The organism is Luteibacter sp. UNCMF331Sha3.1, assembly GCF_900109915.1.
Lineage (GTDB): Bacteria > Pseudomonadota > Gammaproteobacteria > Xanthomonadales > Rhodanobacteraceae > Luteibacter.
Map to the genome: position 1 here is coordinate 13,479 of NZ_FOBU01000005.1, position 10,989 is coordinate 24,467.

The 10,989-nt window shown below is 68.1% G+C and carries 8 protein-coding genes; 5 read left to right on the plus strand and 3 right to left on the minus strand.

Features of this window, described 5'->3' with window-relative positions; all coding sequences use genetic code 11:
• The first annotated feature begins 88 nt into the window (after positions 1-88).
• Both BMX32_RS17505 and BMX32_RS17510 read left to right on the plus strand, forming a co-directional pair.
• Positions 89-889 carry an ABC transporter ATP-binding protein gene (locus BMX32_RS17505; RefSeq protein ID WP_089981280.1) on the plus strand — a complete coding sequence of 267 codons (801 nt, stop codon included), beginning with the start codon at positions 89-91 and terminating at the stop codon, positions 887-889.
• A gap of 44 nt (positions 890-933) precedes the next feature.
• The gene (locus tag BMX32_RS17510) at positions 934-1,146 is read left to right on the plus strand and encodes a hypothetical protein (RefSeq protein WP_089981282.1); all 213 of its coding nucleotides are present in this window, start codon (positions 934-936) and stop codon (positions 1,144-1,146) included.
• 27 nt (positions 1,147-1,173) lie between these two features.
• Here the strand turns inward: BMX32_RS17510 and sppA are convergent, their stop codons facing one another.
• Together sppA and BMX32_RS17520 are read right to left on the minus strand one after the other, a co-directional pair.
• Positions 1,174-3,093, minus strand: a complete 1,920-nt coding sequence (gene sppA / locus BMX32_RS17515) for a signal peptide peptidase SppA (protein ID WP_089981285.1) — start codon at positions 3,091-3,093, stop codon at positions 1,174-1,176.
• A 53-nt stretch (positions 3,094-3,146) separates the two neighbouring features.
• On the minus strand, positions 3,147-4,535 hold the full coding sequence (locus BMX32_RS17520) for an MATE family efflux transporter (protein ID WP_089981287.1): 1,389 nt from the start codon (positions 4,533-4,535) through the stop codon (positions 3,147-3,149).
• 89 nt (positions 4,536-4,624) lie between these two features.
• Between BMX32_RS17520 and BMX32_RS17525 the strand changes: the two genes are divergently transcribed.
• From BMX32_RS17525 to tal, 3 genes are all read left to right on the plus strand, one after another.
• Positions 4,625-5,788 (plus strand): DUF3667 domain-containing protein, encoded by a 1,164-nt coding sequence (locus tag BMX32_RS17525; protein WP_089981290.1) that lies wholly within the window; start codon positions 4,625-4,627, stop codon positions 5,786-5,788.
• 372 nt (positions 5,789-6,160) lie between these two features.
• Positions 6,161-8,332 (plus strand): primosomal protein N', encoded by a 2,172-nt coding sequence (locus BMX32_RS17530; RefSeq protein ID WP_089981291.1) that lies wholly within the window; start codon positions 6,161-6,163, stop codon positions 8,330-8,332.
• A gap of 130 nt (positions 8,333-8,462) precedes the next feature.
• Positions 8,463-9,443 carry a transaldolase gene (tal, locus tag BMX32_RS17535; RefSeq protein WP_089981294.1) on the plus strand — a complete coding sequence of 327 codons (981 nt, stop codon included), beginning with the start codon at positions 8,463-8,465 and terminating at the stop codon, positions 9,441-9,443.
• A 92-nt stretch (positions 9,444-9,535) separates the two neighbouring features.
• Here tal and BMX32_RS17540 read toward each other — a convergent pair whose 3' ends face one another.
• Positions 9,536-10,930 carry a coniferyl aldehyde dehydrogenase gene (locus BMX32_RS17540; RefSeq protein ID WP_089981297.1) on the minus strand — a complete coding sequence of 465 codons (1,395 nt, stop codon included), beginning with the start codon at positions 10,928-10,930 and terminating at the stop codon, positions 9,536-9,538.
• Between the last annotated feature and the right edge of the window lie 59 nt (positions 10,931-10,989).

Genomic DNA, 10,989 nt, shown 5'->3' on the forward strand with positions numbered 1-10,989 from the left:
CGTGACGCATGGATCGTACCGCGTGCCGGCCCGCCGCAGGAGCCGCCATGGCGACTCCTGCGAGGTCGCGGACGGGTATGCTGGGGCCATGCAGATCACGACGTCGCTCCTTTCCATCGATCGCGCCACCGTGCTGCGCGACGGTCGCGCGTTGCTCGACGCGCTCTCGCTCGATATCGCGCAAGGCCAGCACACCGCGATCCTCGGGCCGAACGGGTCGGGGAAGTCCACCCTCGTGAAGCTCATCGAGCGGCGCGTCTATCCGCTCGTGCACGACGACGGGACCCCGGTCGCGCGTATCTTCGGCCGCGATCGCTGGAACGTGGCCGAGCTGCGCTCGCTGCTGGGCGTGGTCTCGTCGGACCTGCGCCGGGAGTTCGAAGCGAGCAACGAGACGGCGCTGCACGCCGTGCTGTCCGGTTTCTTCGCGTCGATGACGCTGGGTCCCGACCATCGCGTGGACGACGCGATGCGCGATCGCGCGCTCGACTCCCTCGCGCGCGTGGGCGCCCGGCACCTCGCGTCGCGCGACGTGTCGACGCTTTCCTCGGGCGAGGCGCGGCGCGTACTGATCGCTCGTGCGCTCGTGCACCGGCCACGGGCACTGTTGCTGGACGAACCCTGCGCGGGTCTCGACCCCGGCACGCGGCGCCGCTTCCTCGACCTTCTGAGCGAACTGGCGCAGGAAGGCACGACGCTTGTGCTGGTGACGCACCACGTGGAGGAGATCGTGCCCGAGATCGGCCACGTGGTGATGCTAAGGGAGGGCAAGGTGCTGGCCGAAGGACCCAAGGCCGCGCTGCTCGCCGACGACCGACTATCCGGCCTCTTCGGCTGGGACATGGAAGTGGAGCGCTCGGGCGCGTTCTACGCGGCCCGATTGCGCTGACCGGACCGGCGCGCGAGACTCGGGCCTCCCGAAGGAAACACGACATGACGCACCGCATCCTGCTGCTGGCCCTTCCGCTCGCCTGCGCGGCGTGCTCGAAGCCTCCGCAACCGCACGATCCGCCGGCGCCGCAGGCCCGTGTGGAAACGCCTTGGGATTCCCTCGAAGCCCAGAAGAAGAAAGCGCAGGACGTGCAGAAGACCGTCGACGCGCAGGCGAAGGCGCAGGCCGCGGCCATCGACGCGCAGACGCAATGAGTGCGTCCGCGCCCCGGTGACGGCGATTCAGCGCGGCGCGCAGAAGCAGTAGGCGTACACGTGCGGCTTGCCGGCTTCCGCCGTGCGGAACAGCGCCCACTCCGGTGCGAGCTTCGGCAGCGCGGCCACCCATGACGGGAGGCGGACGCCCCACGACATGACCACGTGCGCTTCGGAGCTGTCGCCGACGCTGGTGAGGAAACGCTCGAACGCGCCCATCGGTTTTTCCGCGTAGCGCACGCTGAAGTCCTTGCCGAGCTTCGCCTGCTCCGCGGCGTCGCGGATCGCGTCGTCCAGGCTGCCCAGGCGATCGACGAGGCCACGGTCCAGCGCCTGCTGCCCCGTCCAGACGCGACCCTGCGCGATCGCGTCGATCGACGCGAAGTCCTTGCCGCGCGCCTTCGCCACGTTGCCGACGAAGTCGCGGTAGCCTTTGTCGATGATGCTCTGGATCAGCACACCGACGTTCGGATCGAGCGGCCGCGAGATGTCGAAGGCGCCGGCGAGCGGACTCGTGGCGACGCCGTCGCTCTTCACGCCGATTTTCGCCAGCGTGTCGGGCACCGTGAAGAACATGCCGAAGATGCCGATCGAACCGGTGATCGTGTTCGGTTCCGCGTAGATCCGGTTCGCGTTCATCGATATCCAGTAGCCGCCACTGGCGGCCACGTCGCCCATCGACACCACGACGGGAATGCCGGCCTCACGCGTGCGCTCGACCTCGCGGCGGATCTGCTCCGCCGCGTACACTTCGCCGCCCGGCGAGTTCACGCGCAGGACGAGCGCGCGCGTGCGCCGGTCGTTGCGCACGCTGCGGATCAACGCGGCGGTGGAATCGCCGCCGATCGTGCCCTGCGCCTGCTTGCCGCCGGTGATTTCGCCTTCGGCGACCACGACCGTCACGCCGTTGCCGGTCTGCAACATGTCGGCGTTGGTCAGCCCGCGATCCGCGAGATAACCCGACAGGTCCACCTGGCGGAAGCCCTGGTCCTTCTTGCCCGCCGGCACGCCGTCCTTGCGCAGCAACTGCACGAGCTGCTGTTCGGTGAGGATGCCGTCGACGAGTTTTTCTTCCTGGGCCAGTTCGGCCAGGCTGCCCTTCGCGTCGCGCACGCGCGTCGCGAGCTGGTCGATGTCGGCGCGCAGATCGTTCGCACCGATCCTGCGCATGGCCGACACTTCGTCGATCCACGTGGTCCAGAGGCCGCCGAGCCAGAACGCGTCGGCCTCCTTGGACTCCGGCGAAGCGTGATCGAGGATGAACGGTTCCGCCGCGCTCTTGAACTGGCCGACGCGGAACAGGTGCACCTGCACGCCGAGCCGGTCGAGCATGTCCTTGTAGAACAGCCGGTAGTTGGCCAGGCCCGTGGCGAGAATGCCGCCCTGCGGGTCGATGTAGACCTTGTCGGCGTGCGCGGCCAGGTAGTACTGACCCTGATCCATGTTGGCGCCCCAGGCGAGCACCGGCTTGCCGGCCTTGCGGAACCGGTCGAGCGCGGCACCGACTTCGCGCAGCGCCGCGAACCCGCCGGCCTGCATCCTGTCCGGGCGGAGCACGATGCGACCGATGCGATCGTCCTTCGCCGCGCTGTCGATGGCGCGGACGAGGTCGCGCACCTGCACCTGCTTGACGCCGTCGCCCGACATCCTGCCGATGGCGCGGGAGAACGGATCGGCGCTGTACTGCTCGACCAGCGCGCCTTCCGGCGCCAGCACCAGTACCGTGCGGTCGTCGACCGCGTTGCCGCGGCTGCCGATGACGATCGCCAGCACGAAGGCGGCCAGCAGGCCGAAGAAGATCACGTTGATGATGACCAGCCGCGTGATGTTGAGGCCCCGGCCCAGACCGAGCATGAAGCGGCCGAAACCATTGCCGCGCCGGCGCGGCGGCACGGGCTGGGGACGGTCCGGCAAGGGGGGCGGCACGGCGTCGTAACGGTCCGTCATCTAATCGGTTTCCTCGATAGTTGGGCGGAGCGTAGCGCGTCCGCCTGTCGGCATCACGTGTGGGAAGGCACAGGCGTGGCGATTTCGGGATCCTCGCGCCAGCGCCCCCTGGCACTGCTGCGCCAGAAACGCGCGAACAGCAGGATGGCGGCCATGCTCAGGCCGGCGATCAGACCCATCCACATGCCCCGCGCGCCCATGCCGTGCACGAACGCGAGGTACCACCCGATCGGCATGCCGACGCACCAGTAGGCGAACAGCGTGATGACCATGGGCACGCGGGTGTCCTTCAGGCCGCGCAGGGCGCCGTTCGAGGCCACCTGGATGCCGTCGGAGAACTGGAAGAACCCGGCGAGCACCAGCAGCTGCGACGCCATGGCGATGACGGCCACGTCGCTGGTATAGAGGCGCGCGATGGCGGCGGGAAAGAGCAGCATCACGCCCGATGAGACGCACTGCGTGACCAGTACCAGCGCGATGCCGGACATGCCCGCGTAACGCACGCCCGCGACGTCGCGCCGGCCGGCCGCGTTGCCGACCCTCACCGTGATCGCCATCGACAGGCCGAGGGGGATCATGAAGGCGACGGACGCCACGTTGAGCGCGACGTGATGACTCGCCGTCACGGTTTCGCCCAGCCGGCCGATCAGCAACGCCACCGCCACGAACAGACCGGCTTCCATCAGCAACGTGACCGCCATGGGCACGCCCACGTGCAGCAGCTGCGCGATCTGACGGCGATCGGGGGGCGCCATCCTCGTGCGCAGGTTGAGGTCGCGATAGTTACGGTGGTTCAGCACGTAGATGGCGAACCCGGTCATTTCCAGCCAGAGGACGATCGCGGTCGCGATACCGCTGCCGCGCGCGCCCATCACCGGGAAGCCGAGCTTGCCGTACATGAGCACGTAGCCCAGTGGCGCGAGCACGAGCAGGCCGCCGAAGCTGAAATACATCGAGGGGCGCGGCAGCGACAGGCCGTCCGACAGGCCGCGCAGCGCGAAATACGTGGTCAGTGCCGGCGCGGCGAACGCGATGGCATGGAGAAAGGCCTCGACGTCGGCGCGCATGGACGCCACCACGCCGAACAGCGACATCAACGGCGACGCGTGCCACACGCCGATGGCGAGCAACAGACCGAGACCCCACGCGATGTAGAGCGCCTGATGGAACACCGGACCGACCTCGCCGCGGCGCCCCGCACCGTCGAGCTGCGCCACCGTCGGCGGCACCGCCATCATCGTGCCGATGCCGGTGACGATGGCGAGCACCCAGATGCTCGCGCCCGTCACCACGGCCGCCTGCGTGTGCGCGCCCTGATGCCCGGCGAGCACGGCGTCGACGACGTTGGTACCGATGGCGGAGAGCTGGGCGACGATCATCGGCAGGGCCAGCCGGATGGTGGCGCCGATCTCACGCCGCGCGCGGGCGCGGTCGAGGGACATGGGGAGAGATGACCATTGGGGGCGGTCATTGTAGCGGCTGGCGTGCCATCATCCGACCCCGACAGGGGATCATCGGGGAACACCAGGGGATGAACGAACTCAAGCCGTCGCCCGTGCTGCTGTGCGCGAATTGCGCCACGCCGCTCCAGGGCGAGTTCTGCCACGAATGCGGGCAGTCGATGAAGAGCGTGATCCGGCCGGTCTCGCACATGCTCGAAGACGCCGGCGACCTCTTCCTGCACATGGACGAGCGCATCGTCCACACCCTGCCCCCGCTCTACACGAAGCCCGGCTTCCTCACCCTCGAGTACTTCTCGGGCCGGCGCGTCCGCTACGTGGCGCCCTTCCGGCTCATGTTCGTCTTCTGCCTGCTGGCGTTCTTCTTCGTCCACCTGGCTTTCAGCGGGGTGCACTTCGGGGACAAGGACGTCGAGGACGCGCTGGCCGACGACAACGCCTCGGCCATCGCGCACGCGACGACCGCCGACGAGGTACGCCGGTTGTACGAAAAGCAGGCGGAGGACATCGACGAGCAGATCGCCTCGCCCACGATGCCGACGGCGGCGAAGAAGGCCCTCGGGCTTGCGCAGGACGTCATCCGCGACACCGCGAACAAGCGCCTCGCCGAACTCAAGGCCGACCCCATCCCGGTGCCCGACGGTCACGTCGTCCGGCAGACGGGTCAGGGCGAACACGACTGGGCCCGCAGCCCCACGGTGGTGGACATCGCCTGGCTGCCGGACTTCGTGACGACGCGCCTCGCCGTCGGCATCGGTCATTTCAAGGCGAACCTCCAGCAGATCCAGGCGGGCGGCGAGGCGAAAGCCGAAGCCTTCCGCCGGATGGGCGAGGGCTTCTTCTCGGTACTACCCCAGACCATGCTGGTGATGATCCCGGTCTTCGCCCTGATCCTGAAGCTGTTCTACGTTTTCCGGCGGCGGCTCTACATGGAGCACGTCATCGTCGCGCTTCACAGCCACGCGTTCCTGTTCATCTCGCTGCTCGGCCTGATGGTGCTCGGCTTCGCCCGGGACGCGATCAAGCCCCACTTCTGGCCGGCGGCGACGCTCATCGGATTTGTTCAGGCGGCGATGTGGGTCTGGATGCCGCTGTACCTGCTGCTGATGCAGAAGCGGGTCTACCGTCAGGGATGGCCTATGACCATCCTTAAGTATTGGTTGATAGGCAGCGTCTATTTCTGGCTGCTTCTTTTCGCGGTCACGGTGGCGGTCCTGATCGGCGCGTCGCACTAGGATTTATTCCTACCGGGCAGGCGGTTGTACACAGGCCGGGCACCCCCTTCGCGTTTGTCAAGACTTTATGGACGGCGGATGAACAGGCCCCGGCATGGCAAGCATAAGTCATTGATTCAATGCCACATTTCAGCTTGGTTAAAATGTACGCAAGCTAACCGGAACGGCTCAACCATGCGGTCTGGATGCCCTCCATCCGAGTCTCATCCACAGACTTATCCACAGAGGTTGTGGATAACACGGAAAGCGTTCTGGGGGCGGGCACTTAGCTTTCATTCCTCTTTCGAGGGATCCCATTCGCAGCCAACCCCATGTGCCATTGGTCAATCATTGACCAGCAATATCGGCATATGCCATTAAACTAGGCCTCGCATGCTCACCCTCCGCGTCGCCCTTCCCGTACCGCTCCCCACGCTGTTCGATTACCTGCCCCCGGCGGCTGGCGAAGCGCAGGCGGGATCGCGCGTGCGCGTTCCGTTCGGCAAGGGCGAGATGGTCGGCGTCGTGGTCGATCCGGCGGCCGAGGCCGCGGTGGGCGCGAAACGGCTGAAGCCCGTGCTCGAGGTCCTCGATCCCCACCCGCTGCTCGATGCGGAGCTGCTCGCGACCCTCGGCTGGGCCGCCGACTACTGGGCCGGGGCGCCCGGCGAGGCGGTGGCCAACGCGTTGCCGCTCGCCCTGCGCGAGCCGCGCCCGCTGCCTCCGACCGGGCGGGAGGTCTGGTCGCTCACCACGCAGGGGCACAGCGCCCGCGACGCCGGCAGCCGCAAGGGCGGTTCGGCGGCGCTCCTCGATGCCCTGCACGGCGGTCCGCAGGCCGCGGACGATCTCACCGTGGCCATCCCCGGCTGGCGTGCCGCCGCACGGCGCCTGCTGGAGGCGGGGCTGGTCGCGCGACATGAATCCGACGACGCGCCACCGCTGGCGAGCACGGCGCCCGCGCCGGTATTGAGCGACGAGCAGTCGGCCGCGGTCGCCGCGATCGGCGAGGCGTTCCACGGCTTCCAGCCATGGGTGCTCGACGGCGTCACCGGCAGCGGCAAGACCGAGGTCTATCTGGCACTCATCGAGCGGGCCCTCGCCGAAGGCAAGCAGACGCTCCTGCTGGTGCCCGAGATCGGCCTCGCGCCGCAGACGGTGCGCCGCCTGCGGGAACGCCTCGGCGTGGCGGTCGAGGTCCTGCACTCCAATCTCGCCGAAGGCGAGCGTGCCCGGGCGTGGCTGCGCGCCCGCAACGGCAGCGCCCGCGTCGTGCTCGGCACGCGCTCGGCCGTATTCACGCCGCTGCCGAACGCGGGCCTGATCGTCGTCGACGAAGAGCACGACGCCTCCTATAAGCAGCAGGAAGGCTTTCGCTACCACGCGCGCGACCTCGCCGTGGTGCGGGCGAAGGCGCTGGGCGTGCCCGTGGTGCTCGGCTCGGCGACACCGTCGCTGGAAACCCTCGGCAACGTCGAGGCGGGCCGCTACCGGCGTCTCGTGCTGCGGGCGCGTCCGGGCGCCTCGCAATCGACGCGGGTGCAGATCGTGGACATGCGCGCCCAGCGCCTCGACCACGGCCTGTCGCCCACGCTCGTCCATGCGGTCGCGGCCTGCGTGGAGCGCGGCGAGCAGGCGCTGGTCTTCCGCAATCGTCGCGGTTACGCGCCCGTGCTGCTGTGCCACGACTGCGGCTGGCATGCCGACTGCCCGCGCTGCGAACGGCCGATGACCCTGCACGCGGGCAAGCGCCGGCTCATCTGCCACCACTGCGACAACACGATGTTCGTGCCGGCCGCCTGCCCCGCGTGCGCGTCGGCCAACCTCAGCCCGCAGGGCCAGGGCACCGAGCGGCTCGAAGAAGCCCTCACGGAGCGCTTCCCCGACGTGCCCGTGGTGCGCATCGACCGCGAGACCACCCGGCGGCGCGACGCCTTCGGCGACATCATGGACGGCCTGCGCGAGGACAAGCCCGCGATCCTGGTCGGCACCCAGATGCTCGCCAAGGGCCACGACCTGCCGAACCTCACACTGGTCGCCATCGTCGGCGTCGACGAGGGCCTGCACAGCATCGACTTCCGCGCGGGCGAGCGTCTGGCCCAGCTCGTCGTCCAGGTGGCGGGGCGCGCGGGACGTTCGAGCAAACCCGGCAGCGTCCTCCTGCAGACGCATCATCCGGACCACGCCATGCTGCACTCGTTGCTGCGAGGCGGTTACCCGGCGGTCGCCGCCGGCCTGCTGGAAGAGCGGCGGCTGCTCGAGCTGCCGCCCTATGCCCATCAGGTGCTGCTGCGTGCCGACGCCCTGGGCCGTGCCGAGGTCGACACCTTCCTCGCCGAGGCGCACGTGGCGATCGGGCCCCCGGGCGACCTGCGGATCGCCGGTCCCATGCCCGCGCCCATGCCCCTGCGTGCCGGTCGCCACCGGGGACAGCTGCTGGTGGAGGCCGGCACGCGCGGCCGGCTTCACGGCTTCCTCCGGCCCTGGCACCAGGCGCTGGCGGGCCTGCCCTCCGCCCGCAAGGTGCGCTGGTCGCTGGATGTGGACCCGATCGACCTCTACTGAGCGGTTGATTCCCGGCCTTCACGGGCGCACGTCGATAATGCATCGTGCGAACCGATACCTTCGGATGCCTGTATCTGTCGGTCGATCGGCGCGACAATAACCCCCTTATCAGGTAACGGAAGTCAAGAACGTGACCAGCCAACTCGAACAGCTCAAGAGCCTCACCACCGTCGTCGCCGACACCGGCGATTTCTCGGCCATGAAGGAATACAACCCGCAGGACGCCACGACCAATCCGTCGCTGCTCCTGAAGGCCGCGGGCATCGCCGAATACAAGGCGATCGTCGACGAGGCCGTCGAGTGGGCCGGCAAGCAGAGCGACAGCCGCGACCAGCAGCTGGTCGATGCGGGCGACCGCATGGCCGTGCTCTTCGGCCGCAAGATCCTGGAGATCGTGCCGGGTTACGTTTCCACCGAAGTCGACGCGCGCCTGTCGTTCGACACCGAAGCCTCGATCGCGAAGGCGAAGCGCCTGCTCTCGCTGTACGAAGACGCGGGCGTCGACCGCAAGCGCATCCTGATCAAGCTCGCCTCGACCTGGGAAGGCATCAAGGCCGCGGAGCAGCTGCAGAAGGAAGGCATCAACTGCAACATGACGCTGCTCTTCAGCTTCGAACAGGCGGTGGCCTGCGCCGAGGCCGGTGCGTTCCTCATCTCGCCGTTCGTCGGCCGCATCTTCGACTGGTACGTCGCGCACGGCGACAAGAAGACGTTCGAGCCGGCGGAAGATCCGGGCGTGAAGTCGGTCCGTCGTATCTACGACTACTACAAGATGCACGGCTACAAGACGATCGTGATGGGCGCGAGCTTCCGCAACATCGGCCAGATCCAGGCCCTCGCCGGCTGCGACCGCCTGACGATCGCGCCTGAGCTCCTGAAGGAACTCAGCGAAAACAACGACAAGCTCGACGTCGCGCTGAAGGACACCGGCAAGAAGGAAGAGCCGCCGAAGGAGAAGCTGTCGGAAGCGAAATTCCGCTGGGGCCACAACGAAGACGCGATGGCCACCGACAAGCTCGCGGAGGGCATTCGCAAGTTCGCCGTCGACCAGCGCAAGCTCGAGGAGCTGCTGGGCGCGAAGCTGAGCGAAGTCACCAAGGCGAGCGCGTAAGCGTCGAGTGACATGAAACGAAAAAGGGCCCCTCGGGCCCTTTTTTTGCGACTGTTTCTGTGGGAGCGCGCTTGCGCGCGAATCCTGTGCGATCAGCGGCGGATCTTGAACGCCAGCAGTCGCGAGACCATCTTCCCGTAGGGAGGCCGCAGCATCGCCGACACGTCGAAGCGCGACTGGCGGTACACCGACCGTGCATGGCTGAAGGTCCGGAAGCCATCGATGCCGTGATACGCCCCCATGCCGGACGGACCGACGCCGCCGAAGGGCAGATCGTCCATGGTCAGGTGCATCACCGTGTCGTTGACCGTGACGCCGCCGGCCACGATGCGCGCGAGCACGCGTTCCTGTTCCTCCGTGTGGTTGCCGAAGTAGTAGAGGCTCAGCGGTCGTGCGTGCGCGTTGACGTAAGCGATGGCGTCGTCGATGCGGTCGTAAGGCAGCACCGGCAGGATCGGCCCGAAGATCTCCTCGCGCATCACCTCCATGCCGTCATCGACGTCGAGCACGGCGACGGGTGCCATGCGCCGTTCGTCCGACGTGGCCCCGGCATGCAGGTCGATCACCGTGGCACCCTTGGCTCGCGCGTCGGCGAGATACGCGCGCAGCCGACCGCGGTGGCGATCGTTGACGATCGCCGTGTAGTCGGGGTTGTCCGCGAGCACGGGGAACATGCCCGTCACTGCCGCGCGGCAGGCGTCCACGAACGCGGGAATGCGCTGTCGTTCGACCAGCGCATAGTCCGGCGCGACGCAGACCTGTCCCGCGTTGAGCGTCTTGCCGAACATCAGGCGCTTCGCGGCGAGCGCGAGGTCGGCGTCGCAGCCGACGATGGCCGGCGATTTTCCACCGAGTTCCAGCGTCACGGGCACGAGGTTGGCTGCCGCGGCACGCATCACGTGCCGTGCGATCGATGTCGCGCCGGTGAACAGCAGATGGTCGAACGGTAACGACGCGAAGGCCGCGCCGACGTCGGCATCGCCGGTGAACACCGCGATCTCCGTGTCGTCGAACGCGCTGGCGATCATCCGCTGCATCAGCGCCGACGAGCGCGGCGTGAATTCCGACGGCTTGATCATCACGCGGTTGCCGGCGGCGAGGATGCCGGCCAGTGGCGCGAACGTGAGATTGAAGGGGAAGTTCCACGGCGACATGACGCCGACCACGCCCTTGGGTTGGTAGTCGATCCACGCGCGCGCGCCGAGCAGCGCGAGCGCCGCCGGCGACACGGCACGACGCTCCCGCCTCATCCATTGGCGCACGTGGCGCTTCGCGTGCTTCAGCGGTTCGATGGATGCCGCGACGTCCGTGACCAGCGACGCCTCGATGGAGCGATGGCCGAAGTCCTCGCGCAACGTGGCGGCGATCTCGTCGGCGTGATCGACGAGCAGACCGATGGCGCGATCGAGCCGGTCGATGCGGATGGCGGCCGATGGCGGACCATCGGCGAGCTGGGCGAGTTTCTGGCGGTCGAGGGTGGCGTGCATGGGTGCACTATACGGTGCAGCGACCCGCTCGCCGCCATGGCGGCGAGCTGTCCGCCGGG